The organism is Rhodococcus sp. MEB032 (genome assembly GCF_030208925.1).
Taxonomy (GTDB): domain Bacteria; phylum Actinomycetota; class Actinomycetes; order Mycobacteriales; family Mycobacteriaceae; genus Rhodococcus_F; species Rhodococcus_F qingshengii.
The window spans coordinates 104,356-124,119 of sequence record NZ_JARVSY010000016.1; the positions used below are offsets into that span (position 1 = coordinate 104,356).

A 19,764-nucleotide genomic window follows, 5' to 3' on the forward strand; every position below is an offset into this window, starting at 1 on the left:
ATTGCCAGGAGTCGAGTGACAGTGCCGAATCGTTTGCAATCGTCGAACTCGGACGGCGCTCCCGGGACGCGTCCGACACAACCGGTTGCTACCGCGATCACGGCGCTCTCCGAACTGTCCGGGGCTCGCCTCGAATGGGTGGGGCAACCGGGATCACAGTCCTCGGAGGTCGTCGTCAAGGGCGTCGACCTGCGTGCGCAGGGAATCGTGACCGATGACCTCTTCGCCGCTCTGCCCGGTGCACGGACCCATGGCGCTCAGTTCGCCGTCGACGCTCTGGGGCGCGGTGCGACCGCGATCTTGACCGACGAGGCCGGCCTCGAACTGATCGAGGCCGCGGACAAGGCGCCTGACCGGTCCGTCCCAGTTCTCGTTCATCCGAACCCGCGGGATGTGCTCGGTGAGATCTCCGCGGAAATCTACGGCCGGCCCTCGGAGAAGATGCAGGTCGTCGGCATTACCGGTACATCGGGCAAGACCACGACGTCGTACTTGCTCGAAGCTGCGATTGCCGGAGCCGGCCGCAAGCCCGGCCTGGTCGGGACCATCGAGACTCGAATCGACGGCCGCCGGGTGCCCAGCGCTCTGACCACGCCGGAAGCTCCGCAACTGCATGCTCTGTTCGCCGTGATGGCAGAGCAGGGGATCGATACCGTCGTCATGGAGGTCTCCAGTCACGCTCTTGCTCTCGGACGCGTCGACGGCATCCGCTTCGACATCGGCGCGTTCACCAATCTTTCGCAGGACCACCTGGATTTCCATCGGGACTTCGAGGAGTACTTCCAGGCCAAGGCTCGGTTGTTCGATCCTGAGTCGACGGTGCGAGCCGAGCATGCCGTCGTCTGCGTCGACGACGTGTGGGGTCGACGGATGGCCGAGTTGGCCGCGACCGACGAGAGCGACGCGGTGACCACGGTCTCGACCTCGACGGCCGAGGCCGAGTGGACGGTCGGCGCAGTCGAGGTTGCCGAGGACGGCTCGCAGACCTTCGAGTTGGTCGGGCCGGATGGACAGTCGTGGCCAGTCTCACTTCGTCTCCCCGGGCGATACAACGTGGCCAACGCTGCGCTGGCGTTGACCGTCAGTTTTGCTGCGGGACTCGACCCGGACGCGGCTGTTCGAGCGCTCGGGACCGTGGACGTCCCGGGGCGAGTTCAGCGGATCGACCGGGGGCAGAGCTTTCTCGCCGTGGTCGACTACGCCCACAAGCCGGCAGCGCTCGAAGCCGTGATCGCCACGCTGCGCAACCAGGTTCCCGGCCGAGTGGCCGTGGTGGTCGGTGCGGGCGGTGACCGCGACGCCGGCAAACGGGCACTCATGGGTGAAGCGGGTGCGCGAGGCGCAGACCTGCTGATCGTCACCGACGACAACCCACGCACCGAGGATCCGGCGAAGATTCGCGCTTCGGTGATGCAAGGCGCCATGGACGTGCTCGAATCCGAACGCGGCGAGGTTCGCGAAGTGGGGGACCGGGCCGCCGCGATCGAGCAAGCAGTCCGGTGGGCACAGCCAGGAGATGTCGTCCTGGTGGCAGGCAAAGGCCACGAAGTAGGTCAAGAAATCGACGGGGTCAAACACCCGTTCGACGACCGCGAGGTGTTGGGCGAAATGATCGGCCGATTCGCGATCAACACAGCACATGGAGGCAAGCAATGATCCCGATGACGCTCTCTCGGATCGCCGAGATCGTCGGAGGAACCCTGCACGACGTCGACGATTCGTCGACGCAGGTGACTGGAACCGTCGAATTCGATTCGCGCAAAGTAGCTCCAGGTGGGCTCTTCCTCGCCCTACCCGGAGCGCGTGTCGACGGTCATGATCACGCGGAAGCGGCGGTGGCAGCGGGCGCTGTGGCGGTGCTCGCGGCGCGGCCGGTCGGAGTTCCGGCAATCGTCGTTCCATCGGTGCCGAACGACGGTCCCAGTGCAGTGATGCTGCTCGAACACGACACCGACGGGTCCGGAGCCGCGGTCCTGCATGCCCTCGGCCTTCTGGCCCGAGCCGTCGTCGACGAACTGGCAACTGACGGCGCACCGACCGATGGTGGACTGACGCTTGTCGGTGTCACCGGTTCTGCCGGCAAGACCTCGACCAAGGATCTGATAGCAGCGCTGCTGCGCGAGTGCGGCGAGGTGGTTGCGCCCCCCGGGTCGTTCAACAACGAATTAGGTCTGCCGTGGACAGTGCTCCGCGCCGACGAGAGGACCCGCTTCCTCGTTCTCGAGATGTCGGCCCGTGGGGTCGGTCATGTCGGCGAACTGACGAAGATCGCGCCGCCGAAGATCGGCGTAGTTCTCAATGTGGGCACTGCCCATCTCGGTGAGTTCGGTTCGCGTGAAGCGATCGCGGTCGCCAAAGGTGAACTGGTGGAAGCACTCCCGTCGGCAGCCGACGGTGGAGTCGCGGTCCTCAACGCCGACGACCGCATGGTCGCCGCAATGGCGAGTCGAACCAAGGCCCGGATCGTATTCGTCGGTCAGTCCGAAGACTGCGACGTTCGGGCGACCGACGTGGTTGTCGACGACCAGGCCAGGGCTTCCTTCACACTGAACTGTTCACAGGGTTCTGCACGTATTCGCCTGGCCGTTCACGGCGAACACCACGTGAGCAACGCCCTGGCCGCGGCGGCCGTCGCACTCGAGAACGGCCTCGCGGTTGCAGACATCGCGCGTGTCCTCGAGGGCACGAAGGCAGCGTCCGCGAGGCGGATGGAAGTCACCGAGCGCGCCGACGGCGTCACCGTCGTCAACGACAGTTACAACGCCAATCCCGATTCCATGCGCGCTGCGCTCAAAGCGTTGGTGTCCATGGCGCGATCGGATCGGCACTTCGGTCGCCGTAGCTGGGCTGTGCTAGGAGAGATGGGTGAGCTCGGACCGGAATCAGTTGTCGAGCACGACGCGATCGGTCGCCTGGCCGTCAGACTCGATGTCAGCAAGTTGATCGTCGTCGGGACGGGCCGCACCTCGCGTGCGATGCATCAAGGAGCAGTGATGGAGGGGTCGTGGGGTGACGAGTCCGTCGTCGTGCCCGACGCAGCTGCGGCAATCGCCATTCTCGAAGCGGAACTCGAACCGGGCGATCTCGTCCTGGTGAAGGCGTCCAAGTCGGTTGAACTGTGGACGGTCGCCGAAGCGATTCTGGCCGCAACGCCCAGCGACAACACCGGTGACGCGAACACCGATGGCGAGAACGGCGGGGATTCGCAGTGATCCAGATTCTTCTCGCCGCAGGCATCGCGCTGGCGGTCTCCATCATGCTCACGCCGATTCTGATCAAGGCGTTCTCGAAACAAGGTTTCGGGCAGGAGATCCGAACCGAAGGTCCAGCCAGTCACCAGGCCAAGCGCGGCACGCCGACAATGGGCGGCGTCGCGATCCTGACCGGAATCTGGGCCGGCTATCTCGGCTCACACCTCATCGGTCTCGGCATGGACAACGCGGAGGGGCCATCGGCGTCCGGCCTACTCGTTCTCGGTCTGACCACCGCGCTCGGTGGAGTCGGTTTCCTCGACGACTTCATCAAGATCCGCAAGCAGCGCAATCTGGGACTGAACAAGACAGCGAAGCTGGTCGGACAGTTCGTCGCTGCCATTGCCTTCGGAATTTTGGCCCTTCAGTTCCGCGGTGACGACGGGCTGACTCCGGGCAGTGTTCATCTGTCGTACGTGCGCGACATCGCCACCGTCTCACTCGGGTCCGTGGTCTTCATCGCCTTCTGCTACCTACTGGTCAGCGCCTGGTCCAATGCCGTCAACCTGACCGACGGCCTCGACGGATTGGCCGCCGGTGCGATGAGTTTCGTTCTCGGCGCCTACGTCATCATCACGTTCTGGCAGTTCCGCTACTCGTGCGAGACGAATCCCGGTAAGGGTTGCTACGACGTCCGAGACCCGCTCGACCTCGCGGTGCTCTGCGCGGCCGGCGCGGGCGCGTGCATCGGTTTCCTCTGGTGGAATGCCGCACCCGCCAAGATCTTCATGGGCGACACCGGTTCTCTTGCCCTCGGCGGCATGCTCGCCGGATTGTCGATCACCACCAGCACGGAACTGTTGATGGTTGTCATCGGTGCACTGTTCGTCGCGGAGGCCGCGTCGGTGGTGATCCAGGTAGCGGTGTTCCGGTCCAGCCGACGGCGGGTGTTCCGAATGGCGCCGTTCCATCACCACTTCGAACTCGCCGGGTGGGCTGAAACCACGGTCATCATCAGATTCTGGTTGCTGGCGGCTATTGCGTCGGCTATCGGATTGGCACTCTTCTACAGCGAATACCTCGCAGCGCTCGGAGGCTGAAAACCATGACCAGCTCAGCGGATTCCGAGAACGACCTGTCCTGGCTTCGCGGTACGCGAGTGCTGGTCGCCGGTGGGCGGGTGTCCGGTCAAGCGACTATCGAGCCTCTCGTCGCCCTCGGTGCTGTCGTGACGGTTGCCGATTCGACCTTGGACTTCGCGGAGCGCTGCGCGGAGCTCGGCGCGGACATGGTGACCACCACCTCGATCGAGGATGCCCCGGATTCGATCACCGAGTACGGGCTCGTCGTCACCAGTCCGGGCTTTCGGCCGGATGCACCGATCCTTGCAGCCGCCGCCGGTCACGGGATTCCCATCTGGGGAGACGTCGAGTTCTCCTGGCGCGTCGACCACAGCGGGCACTTCGGCACACCCCGTAAATGGCTCGTCGTGACGGGGACGAACGGAAAGACCACGACGACGTCGATGCTGGCCTCGATTCTCGACGCCGCCGGAGTTGTCGGCCGAGCCTGCGGAAACATCGGGCTGCCGATACTCGACGCACTCGCCGAGACGTCGCCGCGCGTGGAGTACCTCGCTGTCGAACTGTCGTCCTTCCAATTGCACTGGGCGCCTTCGGTGCGTCCGGATGCCGGCGTGGTCCTCAACGTCGCCGAGGATCACCTCGACTGGCACGGCGGAATGAGCGCGTACGCCGAGGCCAAGTCGCGGGCGCTGAGCGGAAAGGTCGCGGTGGTCGGCCTCGATGACGCGATCGCTTCCGAGCTGGGAACTCGCGCAACTGCAGACATTGTCACCGGGTTCAGATTGGGTGAACCGGGCGAAGGGGAACTGGGTGTCGAAGCGGGACACCTCGTGGACAACGCATTCGGCGATCACGTCCGCTTGGCCGAAGCAGCGTCGATAGATCCCGCCGGCCCGGCAGGCGTCATGGACGCGCTGGCCGCCGCCGCCTTGGCGCGGGCACTCGGGTTCGAGGCAGACGTCGTCGAACGCGGTCTGGCCGCACACAAGGTCGGCCCACACCGAGGGGCGCTGGTCGGCCGTGTCGGGTCCGTTGTGTACATCGACGACTCCAAGGCCACCAATCCGCACGCAGCCAGACCGTCGATACTCGCGCACGATCGCGTCGTCTGGGTTGCAGGCGGTCTGCTCAAGGGAGCCAGCGTCGACCAATTGGTGAGCGAAGTCGGCCCTCGACTCTCCGGCGCTGTCCTTCTCGGGCGTGACGCTGGTGTGATCGAGGACGCGCTCGCGCGACACGCACCCGATGTTCCCGTGGTGCACGTGATGTCGGGGGACGATGCAGTGGTGAGCGAAAACAGCAGCAACTCGACTCTCACCATCCGGCTGCCGTCGGGTGCCGACGCGGATGCCGTCATGGCCGCAGTGGTAGTCGAAGCTGCCGAGTTGGCGTCCCCCGGTGATGCAGTTGTACTCGCCCCGGCCGCCGCGTCCTTGGACATGTTCGCCAGCTACGGACATCGTGGTGACAGCTTCGCCGCCGCCGTAGCCGCATTACCCGATCCGTTCACGGATTCGCCTGGCCAAGCCGGGAACTTGCTATGACCAAGGGTCCCAAGACCCGAATCGGTGCCTGGTTGGCGCGGCCGTTGGCGTCGTTCCACCTGGTGGTGACGATTGCCACGATGTTGACTGTCTTGGGGCTCGTGATGGTTCTGTCGGCGTCGAGCGTCGAGCAGTACGTGTCCGGTGGCTCGGCGTATTCGTTGTTCACCCAGCAGTTGATCTTCGCGATTCTCGGAGCTGTGCTCTTCTACGTCGCGCTGCGGATCCCGGCGAGAGTGCTCCGGCAGTATTCGTTTCCGCTGTTCGTCGTCGTGCTGATCATGCTGGTACTCGTCCTGATTCCGGGAATCGGCACAGAAGCGCAGGGCGCGCGTCGCTGGTTCAACGTCGGCGGGTTCTCGGTGCAGCCCTCGGAAATCATGAAGGTCGCGTTGGCGATCTGGGGCGCCCATCTGTTGGCTTCGAGGCGGCCGGACGACCGATCCGTGAAGTCGATCCTGATTCCGCTCGTGCCCGCAGCAATGCTGGTCTTCGCGCTGGTCGTCGCGCAACCGAACCTCAGTACGACCATCGCATTGGGAATCATCGTCGGGGCCCTGCTGTGGTTCGGTGGGCTGCCACTGAAGCTCTTCGGCTCGATCGCGGTGACGGGCGTCGTCGTGGCGGGCGTGCTGGCGATGACGGCCGGTTATCGTTCCGATCGAGTTCAAGCCTTCTTCAACAAGAGCGACGACCTGCAGGGCAACAACTATCAGGCCAAGCAGGCTTTGTATTCGCTCGCCGACGGGGGCTTTTTCGGACGCGGACTCGGTCAGAGCGTCGCCAAGTGGAACTACCTACCCAACGCGCACAACGACTTCATCTTCGCGATCATCGGCGAAGAGTTGGGATTTGTCGGCTGCGCAGTGGTGATCGGTTTGTTCGCTGTATTCGTCTACACGGGATTGCGGATCGCAGCCCGCAGCATCGATCCGTTCTGGCGGCTCCTGTCGGCCACTGCAACTACCTGGATCGTCGGCCAGGCAATGATCAACATCGGTTACGTCATCGGACTGCTGCCGGTGACCGGACTCCAGTTGCCCTTGGTCTCCGCCGGCGGTTCGTCCTTGGCGATCACATTGTTCATGTTCGGTGTCATCGCCAATGCAGCGCGCCACGAGCCCGAAGCAGTTGCCGCTCTGAACTCCGGGCAGGACGGCAAGATCTCGAAGTTGCTCAGACTGCCGAAGCCCGTGCTGTACCACCCGCCGTCAGGGGGCCGGCCGATCCGTCGACCGAAGCCCGCACGGCAGATCGAACCGGCACGCGGACGCGACGGCCGGCGCGCGATCGAGACGGGCGATCGACGCAAGCGGGCAGATCAAGGTGCTCGCCCTTCCTCGGATTCCAACCGAGGTGCGGCCGCTGGGTCACGGAAGCGCACCGCGGGAGGGCAGAATGGTCAGCGTCGGCAGGCGCCGACACGTAGGGCACAAGATCCACGAGAAGTTCGAGAGCGAGGAATTCGTAGGTGAGCGGCAACAAATCGGCTCTGTCGGTAGTGGTGGCAGGGGGAGGCACGGCTGGTCACATCGAACCCGCACTTGCTGTCGCGGACGCGGTCAAGGCCGCTGCGCCCGACACCAGAATCACTGCGCTCGGGACGGCGCGTGGTCTCGAAACCACCTTGGTGCCGGCTCGCGGGTACACGCTCGAGCTCATTCCCCCGGTTCCGCTTCCTCGTAAGCCCACGATGGATCTCGTCAAACTGCCGACACGCATCCTCGCCTCGGTGCGCAAGACCCGTGAGGTACTCGATTCCGTCGACGCCGACGTGATCGTCGGTTTCGGTGGTTACGTCGCGCTTCCGGCGTATCTTGCCGCACGTGGCGGTGTTCTTCGGCGCCGCCGCAAGATTCCGATCGTCATCCACGAGGCGAACGCCAGTGCCGGCATCGCGAACAAGATCGGTGCTCGCCTGGCGACGCGGGTGCTTGCTGCTGTTCCGGGTTCCGGAGTGAAGAACCGCGGCGATCAGGACGCCGAGATCGTCGGCATCCCGGTTCGCGCGTCGATCGCCAATTTCGATCGAGCGGGACTCCGCTCGCAAGCTCGCGAGTACTTCGGACTGCCTCAGGACGGTCCCGTTCTGCTCGTCTTCGGCGGATCGCAAGGCGCGAAGTCGCTCAACGACGCGGTGTCCGGAGCAGCGGAAGAACTGGCGAAGGCCGGGATCTCGGTCCTTCACGCACACGGACCCAAGAACTCCCTCGAGGTCACGCAGTACTCGGAGACGGCACCGTATGTGGCTGTTCCTTATCTTTCGCGGATGGATCTCGCGTATGCCGCAGCCGACGCGACTATCTGTCGTTCGGGCGCGATGACGGTCGCCGAGGTCTCGGCGGTCGGGCTTCCGGCCGTCTACGTTCCGTTGCCGCACGGCAATGGTGAGCAGGAACTCAACGCGAAACCCGTTGTCGCAGCGGGCGGTGCGATCATCGTCTCCGACAACGAGCTCACGCCGACGTTCGTCGCCGGTACCGTCGTCCCGATGCTGAGCGACAGCGCGCGCCTCGACAAGATGAGCAGTGGTGCTGCCAACGTCGGGCACCGCACCGCGGCAACCGAGATCGCACGGATCGTGCTCGACATCGCGGCAAAGGAAAACGCCGTCCAGGAAAACGCAAGGGGAAACCGATGACCGCGCTGCCCGCCCACCTCGAGCGAGTACACATGGTCGGAATCGGCGGTGCCGGTATGTCCGGCATCGCTCGAATTCTGCTTTCCCGCGGGGGCCTCGTCTCGGGTTCGGACGCCAAGGAGAGCCGAGGAGTCCTGGCGCTTCGTGCACGCGGGGCACAGGTCCGGATCGGCCACGACGCCGATGCTCTCGACCTGCTGCCGGGTGGTCCGACCGTCGTCGTCACGACGCACGCGGCTATCCCGAAGGACAACCCGGAACTCGTCGAGGCCGCTCGCCGCGGAATCCCGGTGATTCTTCGTCCGGCTGTCCTTGCATCACTGATGCAGGGCAATCGCACGTTCCTGGTTTCGGGTACACACGGCAAGACGTCGACAACGTCGATGCTCGTGGTCGCCCTGCAGCACTGTGGTTTCGACCCTTCGTTCGCCGTTGGCGGCGAACTCAACGAAGCGGGAACGAATGCCCATCACGGCAGCGGTGACGTCTTTGTCGCGGAGGCGGACGAGAGTGACGGGTCGCTGCTGCAGTACGACCCCAACGTGATCGTCGTGACCAACATCGAGGCCGATCACCTCGACTATTTCGGGAGTGTCGAAGCGTATGTGAAGGTGTTCGACGATTTTGTCGACAAGTTGCGTCCGGGTGGGCTCTTGATTGCTTGCCTCGACGACCCGGGATCGGCGGATCTCGCGAAGCGAATCGTGGCCTCGGGCCGTTCGGACATCCGGGTACTCGGTTACGGATCGGCAGACGCGCAGGAAGTGGAGGCGGGCACCGCCTTCGAGCCTGTCGACGGTGTCGAGGTCGGAGTCCGACTACTGGGCTTCCATGCGCACGACGTCGGGGGAGTCCTGCAGTTCCACCTGGCGGGCGAGAGCGCCGCGCGAACCGTGCGGATGGCAGTGCCGGGTCGTCACATGGCGCTCAACGCACTTGCGGCTCTACTGGCTGCCCGTGACGCCGGCGCCGAGACGGAGGAGATCGTCGAGGGGCTCGCCGGATTCGGTGGCGTACACCGCCGGTTCCAGTTCACCGGCCGCGAGCGTGGTGTCCGGGTGTTCGACGACTACGCCCACCATCCGACCGAAGTTCGTGCGGTTCTCGGCGCGGCGGCGGATCTGGTTCGACCGGAGGACGATTCGTCGTCGACCAATTCGGCAGCCGGACGCGTGATCGTGGTCTTCCAACCTCATCTCTATTCACGCACCGCCGCGTTTGCCGAGGAGTTCGCGCAGGCGCTGGACTTGGCCGACGAGGTTGTCGTTCTCGATGTCTACGGCGCTCGCGAAGAGCCGATGCCGGGCGTCAGTGGTGCGCTGGTCGCTCAGTCGGTCACGAAACCTGTTCACTATCAACCGGATCTGTCACAGGCGCCGAAGCAGGTGGCGGCGTTGGCTCACCCCGGCGACATCGTCATCACGATGGGTGCCGGTGACGTGACCATGCTCGGCAAACAGATCCTCGATGCTTTGCGTTCGGCGCCGCATCCCGCGCCGCGATGACACCCGACGCACGAAGTCGGCGCGGGCGTCGAGATCCTCGAGCCAGACAAGCCACCAGTACGCGTCGGCGCAGTACTCGCACCGAATCGCGATACTCGACGCGGTCGACGGAGCCGGCTCCCGAACCCACACCGACTCGTAAGTGGTTCAAGCGACCGCTGATCGTGGCACCGCTGGCAATCGTGCTGGTGGTGGGAATTGCGTTGACGGCTTGGTTGTCTCCGGTGCTCTCGGTCCGGGGCACCGAAGTTCTCGGTGCGACGACCGTCAGTGAGGAACAGATCCTTTCGCTCCTGGCCGTACCGACCGGTCAGCCGTTGATGCGGGTAGACACCGGCGCCGCCGCCGCACGTGTGGCGACGATTCCGAAGGTGGCCTCGGCTCGTGTGCAGCGGATGTATCCGTCGACTATCCGCGTCACCGTCACCGAACGGGTACCGGTCGTCTTCGTCGACTCACCTGAGGGTGCACACCTGCTGGACGAGAAGGGCGTCGACTTCGAGATGGGCGTCCCGCCGCCCGGGGTTCCGCGTCTGGTGACACCGACGCCCGGGTGGAACGACGAGCCGACGCTTGCCGCGCTCGAGGTGTTGTCGGTGTTGCCGCCGGATCTGAGATTTCAAGTGGGAGAGGTTGCCGCTCGGTCGATTTCGAGTGTCACGCTGACTCTGCTCGACGGTCGCGTCGTAAACTGGGGCGGTGTCGAGCACTCGGATCGTAAGGCTGCTGTGACGCTTCCGCTGTTGACCCAACCGGGGCAGACGTACGACGTGTCCAGTCCCGATCTGCCGACGGTCCGATAGCGCACGGTGCAGCCGTGCGTCAGTGCGCAGCAAATACTTCGGTGTGTCTCGGCGCGCCTAATGGCGGAACGCGACGACGGTGCATAGCGTTTCGTTTCAGATCGAATACTTGACATAACTCTAACCCTGTGGTTGAGGTTTAGGGTTTATCTCGAACACCAGCAGTGACAAATACAGCAGCAGTAAAAAGACAGCAGCACTGACAAGCAGCGTGAAACACGACACGGAAGGCGAGAGCCGATGACGCCCCCGCACAACTACCTCGCCGTAATCAAGGTCGTCGGCATCGGCGGCGGCGGCGTGAACGCAGTCAACCGCATGATCGAACAGGGACTCAAGGGAGTCGAGTTCATCGCGGTCAACACGGACGCGCAAGCCCTTCTGATGAGTGACGCCGACGTCAAGCTCGACGTCGGTCGTGAATTGACCCGTGGCCTCGGCGCCGGTGCCGACCCGGAAGTGGGTCGCAAGGCAGCCGAAGATCACAAGGACGAGATCGAAGAGGTCATCAAGGGCGCCGACATGGTGTTCGTGACCGCAGGCGAGGGTGGTGGCACCGGAACCGGTGGTGCCCCTGTCGTGGCAAGCATCGCCCGGAAGCTGGGCGCACTCACCGTCGGTGTCGTGACGCGACCGTTCTCTTTCGAGGGCAAGCGTCGTGGGGGACAGGCGGATACCGGAATCCAGGCGCTCCGCGAGTCCTGCGACACGCTGATCGTCATTCCCAACGATCGCCTGCTCCAGCTGGGTGACGCGGCCGTCAGCCTGATGGACGCGTTCCGCAGCGCGGACGAGGTTCTCCTCAACGGCGTCCAGGGCATCACCGACCTCATCACCACTCCGGGTCTGATCAACGTCGACTTCGCGGACGTCAAGGGTGTCATGTCCGGTGCCGGTAGTGCGTTGATGGGAATCGGTTCCTCGCGGGGTGAGGGACGCGCGATCAAGGCGGCGGAATCCGCGATCAATTCCCCGCTCCTCGAAGCTTCGATGGAAGGCGCCCGCGGCGTGCTTCTGTCGATCGCCGGCGGTAGCGATCTGGGTCTGTTCGAGATCAACGAGGCGGCTTCGCTGGTGCAGGAAGCTGCCCACATCGACGCCAACATCATCTTCGGAACGGTCATCGACGATTCACTCGGTGACGAGGTTCGTGTGACGGTCATCGCTGCGGGATTCGACGGAGGAGCTCCGGCTCGTCGTCCCGTGGAGTCGACCGCGCAGGGACGTGGAGCTATCGGCGCCGGGCGCGCGGGTGAGGTCGGCCGGTCACCGGTGGCCGCCGAACCTGCTGGCGAGCAGCCGATTTCCGCAGCGCGCGAGACCACCGGTTCGGGCAGCTTGCCTCCGATCGGTGGCCCCCGCCATGCGCCGGTCCAGGAAGACGAGGGCGACGACGACGTCGACGTGCCGGTCTTCATGCGTCGCTGACGTAGGGCTACAAACAGTTTCGAGAACAGGGTGCCCGGAATTTCTGGGTACCCTGTTCTTGACTGGATGTCCGGTCACGTCTGAGCCGGACGACAACTTTCGACGTTTGTGAGCACACTTATCTTGAGTACCGAGAAGTCGACCACCCGCACCCGCATTCGCCGCGTCGTGACCAGCCGAGCCGGTGGTGTTTCCGCGTCACCGTACGAGTCGTTCAATCTGGGCGATCACGTCGGAGACGATCCGGCAGCCGTCGATGCGAATCGCCGACGTCTGGCACGCGAAATAGGCGTCGAGCCTGACCATCTCGTGTGGATGGAACAAATCCATTCGCGCAACGTCACTGTCGTGACGGAACCGACCGACGAGGTGATTCCGGTGACGGATGCTCTGGTCACCACTGTTCCCGGCCTGGCGCTCGCCACCCTCAGTGCAGATTGTGTTCCCGTTCTGCTCTCCGACGAGGAGGCCGGTGTGATCGCGGCCGTTCATGCCGGACGGATCGGTGCCCGCATCGGTATCGTCCCGCGCGTCCTCGCGGAGATGGTGCGTCAGGGCGCGGACGTTTCGCGTATCGGCGCCTTCCTCGGTCCGGCTGCGAGCGGACGCCAGTACGAGGTTCCCGCTGCGATGCGCGCGGACGTGGAAAAGCACTTGCCGGGCAGCGCAACTCGCACCGAGAAGGGCACGCCGGGGCTCGATCTGCGTGCGGGACTGCGTAAGCAGTTGCTCGCCGCGGGTGTGTCCGGTGTCGCCGAGGACCCGCGGTGCACGATCGAGGATCGCGCGTTGTTCAGTCATCGCCGAGAATCTCTGACCGGGCGTCAAGCTGCAGTGATCTGGATGGAAGCGCCCGCAGCGCAGGAAACCGTCTAGGCAGAAATGCGCGAGACGGAAATGCGGCTGACAGAAATATCGACGGCACTCGACTCGGTGAGGGCGCGATTGGCGGCCGCCTGCCTTGCCGCCGGTCGCGAGGTTTCCGACGTAGCACTGCTGCCGGTGACCAAATTCTTTCCGGCGTCCGACGCTCGAATCCTGTACGAACTGGGTTGCCGTGAATTCGGTGAGTCTCGTGAGCAGGAAGCAGTGGAGAAGGTCGCGGACTTCGACGGCGCTGCACAGACGGGCGCGATCGATGATCCGGTTCGCTGGCACATGATCGGACAGTTGCAGCGCAACAAAGCTCGATCGGTAGCGAAGTGGGCCTATGCAATTCACTCGGTGGACAGTGCGCGACTGGCCGATGCACTCGATCGGGCTGCGCTGAGTGCTTTGTCGGACGGTGAGCGCACGGAGCCGCTCCGGGCGCTCATCCAGGTAAGTCTCGACGGAGACCCCGCGCGTGGCGGAGTTCCGACGGGCGAGCTAACGCCTCTCGCCGAGAGGATCGAATCAGCCGAAGGTCTCGAATTCGCGGGACTGATGGCCGTCCCGCCGCTTGGATCAGATCCGGACGAGCAGTTCGAAATCCTCCGCAGGGCACATCTTTTGATCCTCGAATCGCATCCCCGGGCAACCGAACTCTCGGCCGGTATGACCGGCGATCTGGAGGCTGCAGTGCGCCACGGATCAACCTGCGTGCGTGTCGGAACCGCACTGCTCGGCTCACGACCAGTAATCTCGAGGTGATCGCTCAGGTGATCGCCCAACCCGTCCACACCGCTGCGACCGGTCGCAGTCGGATTGATTCCGCCGCGCCAAGGAAGGTCGATCAATGAGCAACCTGCATAAGTTCAAGGCTTACTTCGGCATGGTTCCCCTCGATGACTACGAGGACGAATACGTGGAGGAGCCCGATCAGGCTCGCCGCGCACCCCGTCGTAGTCACGACGGCTATGCCGAGCGCGACGACCGCGAGTTCGTCGAACCTGCCTTCTCGAAGGCGAGCTACGCGCCCAGTCGTCGTGACGAAGAGGACGCGGAGTTCGATCGCTACGATTCCCGGCCCCGCGTCGACACCGTTCCCAGCCGCAGCAGCCGCCCGGCGATGGCGCCGCGCCCGGCAAGCCGTGGCAACCTCGCGGTCGACGCGCGCGCAGAGCGACCCGAAGCGCGACGTGCGCCGGTTGTCGACGACGGCGGCCCGCTCGCCAAGATCACGACACTGCGTCCGCAGAGCTACGCAGAGGCGCGCACCATCGGTGAGCGGTTCCGGGACGGCACTCCCGTCATCATGGATCTGGTCGACATGAGCAACGCCGACGCGAAGCGTCTGGTCGATTTCGCGGCCGGCCTGGCGTTCGCATTGCGTGGTTCTTTCGACAAGGTAGCCACCAAAGTGTTTCTTCTCTCACCGGCCGACATCGACGTTTCCGCCGAGGAGCGCCGTCGGATCGCCGAGACGGGTTTCTACAGCCAGAAATGATGGTCTCGACCGCAGTCCGGCCCCTGAGCAGGGGTGACGTGAGCACATTCGAACGGCGGCCCGCCTCGGCGGACGCCGCATTCGGACCCATCGCCGGCCGTTACAAGACGGACTCGATGCGGACCGGTTCCGGAATTGCTGCGGTGTGTCTGTTTTGGACACACCGCAGAAGTCAGGCAGAGTGAGGGTGTGGACGCGCTTCTCTCTGTGATCTATCTGGTGCTGGTTGTCTTCTGGCTGTTGCTGATCGGCAGAGTGATCGTCGAGTTCGTTCGTTCGTTTGCCAGAGATTGGCGACCGACCGGATTGGTCGCAGTCATTCTCGAAACCATTTTTACGATCACCGATCCTCCGGTGAAACTGCTCCGCAGGTTGATCCCCCCGATCAACCTCGGTGGAGTTCGCTTGGATCTATCCATCATGGTCTTGCTTTTCATCGTCATCATCCTGATGTCGGTTGTTCGCTGAGCGCAGTCCGAGTGAGTGGTATGCCAGAATGGATGCCATAACTCATCCAGTGGTTCGCCACTACGTAGTTCGCCACTACGTAGACTGTGTTGCAACTGAATGCTTGCTAGACCGCCAAATGACGCGTGAAGGGATCCTTCCATGCCGCAACTGACTCCAGCTGACGTGCACAACGTTGCGTTCAGCAAGCCGCCTATCGGCAAGCGTGGCTACAACGAGGACGAGGTCGACGCATTCCTCGACCTCGTCGAGCAGGCGCTGTCGCAGCTCATCGAAGAGAATGCGGACCTGCGCCAGCGCGTAGGTGAGCTGGATCAGGAGCTCGCGGCTGCCAAGAAGTCGCCGGCACCTGCTCAGCAGGCAGCACCCGTCGCAGCGCAGCCCAAGCCGGAGCCCGCTCGGGTCGTCGAACCGCCCAAGCCTGCACCTGTTGCAGCGCCGGTTCCCGCCGCCGCTGCCGTTGCAGCGCCGCAGAGCGGCGACACCCACATGCAGGCCGCAAAGGTCCTCGGACTGGCTCAGGAGATGGCGGATCGCCTCACCAACGATGCCAAGACCGAGTCCGAGCAGCTGCTCGGCAGTGCCCGCACCAACTCCGAGCAGCTCATGAGCGAGGCTCGCAGCAAGGCTGACGGCATGATCGCGGATGCGCGCAACAAGTCGGAGGCGATGCTCACCGACGCTCAGACTCGCTCCGAGACCCAGCTTCGCCAGGCTCAGGAGAAGGCAGACGCTCTCAAGGCGGACGCCGAGAAGAAGCACACCGAAATCATGGCGACCATCAACCAGCAGCGTTCGGTCCTCGAGGGCCGTATCGAGCAGCTCAAGACGTTCGAACGCGAGTACCGGGTGCGCCTGAAGTCCTACCTGGAATCGCAGCTCGAAGAGCTCGAACAGCGCGGCTCGGCCGTTCCGGTCGACGGTGGACAGGATTCCTACAGCCCGTCCTTCGCCAAGGGAAACAGCTGACCGAGAGCGCCCCGTCGGCTCAGCTATCGGACCGGACAAAGGTTGATACGTGCTGGTCGTGACGTTGGTTCTCGCGGGAGTTGGTTTCGCTCTCCTGATCGTCGCCCTGACCACAGGGTCGTTGATCTGGGCGTGGGCATGTATCGCGATTTGTGTAGCAGGTGCCGTCCTCCTGCTGGTCAGTGCGCTGACCAGCAGGAAGGCGGTTCCTTCGTTGGATGACCCGGCATCGGGCAGCGGAATGTCGTCGCCTTACGGTCGAGTCGAGAGTTCCTCGAATTCGTCGATCGACGATGCAGCCACCGCCAACGATGACAATCAGAGAAATCATGGCGAGTCGCCGGGTGGCCCCGACAAGTCCTAGGGCGAGTTCCGACAAGGTCCAGGACGAGTATTAGACTGTCCAACACGAATACCAGGCTGTGATCCGGCAATCACCGGGGAGCTTTCGGAAGAACGGTTCTTGTCGCTTCAGGCGCCCAGAACTCAGTAGAACCGAACGGGTGAGCCCGTCACAGCTCGATCGAGTGGCACCTCGGGATCCAAGCGCGGATCTACGGGGTGCAAACGGGGTGGTACCGCGGTGTCGGCGCACAAGCGCCACGTCGTCCCCGTGCCGAGTCCGACTGGCACGAGGAGATCGCCATGGCGAGTAACGGGTATCCCAAAGTCGACTACGGTGTCCCCGCCGACACCGGAGTCAAGTTCCCCGAACTGGAACAGAAAGTCCTGAAACAGTGGGACGACGACGACACCTTCCGTGCGTCGGTTTCCAATCGGGACGGCAGCGAAGAGTTCGTTTTCTACGACGGACCGCCCTTCGCAAACGGTTTGCCGCATTACGGTCACCTGCTGACGGGGTACGTCAAGGACCTGGTGCCGCGCTTCCAGACCATGCGTGGACGCAAGGTCGAGCGACGCTTCGGCTGGGACTGCCACGGACTGCCCGCAGAACTCGAAGCGGAGAAGCAACTCGGCATCAAGGACAAGGCCGAGATCGAAGTCATGGGTCTGGCCAAGTTCAACGAGTACTGCAAGGCCTCGGTGCTCAAGTACACCGACGAGTGGCGCGACTACGTCACCCGCCAGGCACGTTGGGTCGACTTCGACAACGACTACAAGACCCTGGACGTCGACTTCATGGAGTCCGTCATGTGGGCCTTCAAGGAGCTGCACGACAAGGGCCTGATCTATCAGGGCTTCCGCGTGCTGCCCTACAGCTGGTACGAGCAGACTCCGCTGTCCAATCAAGAGACTCGTCTCGACGACGCGTACAAGATGCGTCAGGATCCTGCAGTCACGGTCGACATGCCGCTGGTCGCTCCGGGTTCACCATTGGACGGCGCAAACGCGATCATCTGGACCACGACTCCGTGGACACTGCCGTCCAACTTGGCCACTGCGGTTCATCCCGAGGTCGACTACGTCCAGGTGCTCGGCGAGGACGGAAAGCGGTACGTGCTCGCGGAAGCACGGGTTGCTCATTACGCACGTGAGCTGGGGGAGGACCCCGAGGTCGTTTCCCGTCACAAGGGCGCCGAGCTGGTCGGACTGTCGTACACACCGCCGTTCGACTTCTTCCTCGGACATCCGAACGCGCACGTCGTGCTTTCGGCCGACTACGTGACAACCGATTCCGGAACCGGAATCGTCCACCTCGCACCGGCTTTCGGTGAGGAGGATATGGATGTCGCCACGGCCAACGGTATCGAGGTCGTGCAGCCGCTCGATCCGGGTGGAAAGTTCACCTCGATGGTTCCGCCGTACGAGGGCTTGATGGTCTTCGACGCCAACCCGGTCATCATCAAGGACCTCAAGGCCGCTGGAAAGCTGCTGCGGCACGAGACGATCGAGCACTCGTACCCGCACAGTTGGCGCAGTGGGCAGCCGCTCATCTACATGGCGGTTCCCTCGTGGTTCGTCGCGGTCACCAAGTTCCGCGATCGCATGGTCGAGCTGAACAAGGACATCACGTGGGTGCCCGAGCACATCCGTGACGGCCAGTTCGGCAAGTGGCTCGAAGGTGCACGCGACTGGAACATCAGCCGAAACCGCTACTGGGGCAGCCCGATCCCGGTGTGGGTGTCGGACGATCCGCAGTACCCGCGTACGGACGTATACGGATCGCTCGATCAGTTGGAGGCAGACTTCGGTGTGCGTCCGACCGATCTGCATCGCCCGATGATCGACGACCTGGTCCGCCCGAACCCCGACGACCCGACCGGGAAGTCGATGATGCGCCGCGTTCCCGAGGTGCTCGACTGCTGGTTCGAATCCGGTTCGATGCCGTACGCGCAGGTGCACTACCCATTCGAGAACCGTGAATGGTTCGAGGGTCATTTCCCGGGCGATTTCATCGTCGAGTACAACGGGCAGACTCGCGGCTGGTTCTACACGCTGCACGTGCTGGCCACCGCACTCTTCGATCGTCCGGCGTTCAAAACCGTTGCTGCGCACGGCATCGTGCTCGGCGACGACGGACTCAAGATGAGCAAGTCCAAGGGCAACTACCCGGACGTGAAGGAGGTGTTCAACCGCGACGGCAGCGATGCGATGCGATGGTTCCTGATGTCTTCGCCGATCTTGCGCGGCGGAAACCTCATCGTGACCGAGCAGGGCATCCGCGAAGGTGTGCGTCAGGCATTGCTCCCGCTGTGGAACGCCTGGAGCTTCCTGCAGTTGTACGCCCCGGAATCCGGTGTGTGGCGTACCGACTCGGAGAACATCCTCGATCAGTACATCCTGGCCAAGCTCGCTACCACCCGCGACGTGATCACCGAGGCCCTCGAGGTCAACGACATCGCCGGCGCGTGCGACGAGCTTCGGTTGTTCTGTGATGCGCTCACCAACTGGTATGTGCGACGGTCTCGTTCGCGGTTCTGGGACGAGGATCGCGACGCGATCGACACCCTGCACACCGTGCTCGAGGTCGTGACGCGTCTCGCTGCGCCGCTGTTGCCGCTGGTGTCCGAGGTGATCTGGCGCGGGCTGACCGGGGAGCGCTCGGTTCACCTGGCTGATTGGCCCGAGGCGTCGGAGCTCCCCGCGAACCCCGAGCTGGTAGCGGCGATGGACGACGTCCGGACCGTGTGCTCCACGGTGCTGAGCCTGCGCAAGGCGCAGAATCTGCGTGTTCGTCTTCCGCTGCCCGAGGTCACGGTTGCGGCGCCGGATGCCGAGCGTCTGCGTCCGTTCCTCGGACTGATCGCCGACGAGGTCAACGTCAAGAAGGTTGATCTGACCGATGACGTCGACGTGCACGGGCGCTTCGAGATCGCGGTCAATGCGCGTGCTGCAGGACCGCGTCTGGGCAAGTCCGTTCAGACTGTCATCAAGGCGGTCAAGGCGGGCGACTGGACCGAGAACGCGGACGGCGTCGTGGTTGCGGCGGGCATCGAACTGCTGCCCGAGGAGTACACGCAGAAACTGGTTGCGGCCGAGCCGGATTCGACGGCAGCACTGCCGGACGGTGCGGGACTGGTCGTACTCGATTCCGCGGTGACGGAGGAACTCGAAGCCGAGGGATGGGCGAAGGACCGTATCCGTCAGTTGCAGGATGCGCGCCGCGCCGCCGGTTTCGACGTCTCGGACCGGATCAACGTCGTGCTCGAGGTTCCGCAGGACTGCAAGGAGTGGGCGGAGCGTCATCGCGAATTGATCGCCGGTGAGGTTCTGGCCACCTCCTTCTCGGTGGGTGAAGCGGGAGACGACGCCGTCGATCTCGGTGACGGTATCCGCGCCGCGATCACGAAGGTCTAATAC

At 63.9% G+C, this 19,764-nt stretch carries 16 protein-coding genes; all 16 read left to right on the plus strand.

All coding sequences use genetic code 11. The features are described 5' to 3' along the window. Positions 1-21 precede the first annotated feature (21 nt). The 16 genes from QRN54_RS18300 (at position 22) to ileS (ending at position 19,761) form a co-directional block, all read left to right on the plus strand. Positions 22-1,656: a UDP-N-acetylmuramoyl-L-alanyl-D-glutamate--2,6-diaminopimelate ligase gene (locus QRN54_RS18300; protein WP_058039514.1), complete on the plus strand. Its 1,635-nt coding sequence runs from the start codon at positions 22-24 to the stop codon at positions 1,654-1,656. Continuing rightward, positions 1,653-3,212 (plus strand): UDP-N-acetylmuramoyl-tripeptide--D-alanyl-D-alanine ligase, encoded by a 1,560-nt coding sequence (locus QRN54_RS18305; RefSeq protein WP_285182741.1) that lies wholly within the window; start codon positions 1,653-1,655, stop codon positions 3,210-3,212. The genes QRN54_RS18300 and QRN54_RS18305 overlap by 4 nt, the downstream gene beginning before the upstream one ends. After that, positions 3,209-4,291 (plus strand): phospho-N-acetylmuramoyl-pentapeptide-transferase, encoded by a 1,083-nt coding sequence (gene mraY / locus QRN54_RS18310; RefSeq protein ID WP_003941699.1) that lies wholly within the window; start codon positions 3,209-3,211, stop codon positions 4,289-4,291. The genes QRN54_RS18305 and mraY overlap by 4 nt, the downstream gene beginning before the upstream one ends. Positions 4,292-4,296: 5 nt before the next feature. Continuing rightward, entirely contained in the window at positions 4,297-5,820 is a 1,524-nt protein-coding gene (gene murD, locus QRN54_RS18315) for a UDP-N-acetylmuramoyl-L-alanine--D-glutamate ligase (RefSeq protein ID WP_047270101.1), read from the plus strand. After that, the gene (gene ftsW, locus QRN54_RS18320) at positions 5,817-7,295 is read left to right on the plus strand and encodes a putative lipid II flippase FtsW (protein WP_064075437.1); all 1,479 of its coding nucleotides are present in this window, start codon (positions 5,817-5,819) and stop codon (positions 7,293-7,295) included. Before murD ends, ftsW begins: the two co-directional genes overlap by 4 nt. Beyond that, the gene (gene murG, locus QRN54_RS18325) at positions 7,292-8,461 is read left to right on the plus strand and encodes an undecaprenyldiphospho-muramoylpentapeptide beta-N-acetylglucosaminyltransferase (RefSeq protein ID WP_003941767.1); all 1,170 of its coding nucleotides are present in this window, start codon (positions 7,292-7,294) and stop codon (positions 8,459-8,461) included. Before ftsW ends, murG begins: the two co-directional genes overlap by 4 nt. Continuing rightward, the gene (murC, locus tag QRN54_RS18330) at positions 8,458-9,966 is read left to right on the plus strand and encodes a UDP-N-acetylmuramate--L-alanine ligase (RefSeq protein WP_030537033.1); all 1,509 of its coding nucleotides are present in this window, start codon (positions 8,458-8,460) and stop codon (positions 9,964-9,966) included. The genes murG and murC overlap by 4 nt, the downstream gene beginning before the upstream one ends. 164 nt (positions 9,967-10,130) lie before the next feature. Then, entirely contained in the window at positions 10,131-10,769 is a 639-nt protein-coding gene (locus QRN54_RS18335; RefSeq protein ID WP_007733212.1) for a cell division protein FtsQ/DivIB, read from the plus strand. Positions 10,770-11,009: 240 nt separating this feature from the next. Further along, positions 11,010-12,197 (plus strand): cell division protein FtsZ, encoded by a 1,188-nt coding sequence (gene ftsZ / locus QRN54_RS18340; protein ID WP_003941788.1) that lies wholly within the window; start codon positions 11,010-11,012, stop codon positions 12,195-12,197. 108 nt (positions 12,198-12,305) lie between these two features. After that, positions 12,306-13,073, plus strand: coding sequence for a peptidoglycan editing factor PgeF (pgeF, locus tag QRN54_RS18345; RefSeq protein WP_007733207.1), 768 nt, complete (start codon positions 12,306-12,308; stop codon positions 13,071-13,073). Between the two features lie 6 nt (positions 13,074-13,079). Further along, entirely contained in the window at positions 13,080-13,829 is a 750-nt protein-coding gene (locus QRN54_RS18350) for a YggS family pyridoxal phosphate-dependent enzyme (protein ID WP_030537030.1), read from the plus strand. Positions 13,830-13,914: 85 nt separating this feature from the next. Continuing rightward, positions 13,915-14,565, plus strand: coding sequence for a cell division protein SepF (locus tag QRN54_RS18355; RefSeq protein WP_003941752.1), 651 nt, complete (start codon positions 13,915-13,917; stop codon positions 14,563-14,565). A gap of 189 nt (positions 14,566-14,754) precedes the next feature. Then, positions 14,755-15,033, plus strand: coding sequence for a YggT family protein (locus QRN54_RS18360; RefSeq protein WP_003941780.1), 279 nt, complete (start codon positions 14,755-14,757; stop codon positions 15,031-15,033). A 141-nt stretch (positions 15,034-15,174) separates the two neighbouring features. Next, a complete protein-coding gene (gene wag31, locus QRN54_RS18365; protein ID WP_003941722.1) occupies positions 15,175-16,002 on the plus strand; it encodes a DivIVA-like cell division protein Wag31 in 828 nt (275 codons plus the stop codon). 49 nt (positions 16,003-16,051) lie between these two features. Then, entirely contained in the window at positions 16,052-16,366 is a 315-nt protein-coding gene (locus tag QRN54_RS18370; protein WP_007733197.1) for a hypothetical protein, read from the plus strand. A gap of 281 nt (positions 16,367-16,647) precedes the next feature. Next, entirely contained in the window at positions 16,648-19,761 is a 3,114-nt protein-coding gene (gene ileS / locus QRN54_RS18375; protein WP_047270136.1) for an isoleucine--tRNA ligase, read from the plus strand. Positions 19,762-19,764: the final 3 nt, after the last annotated feature.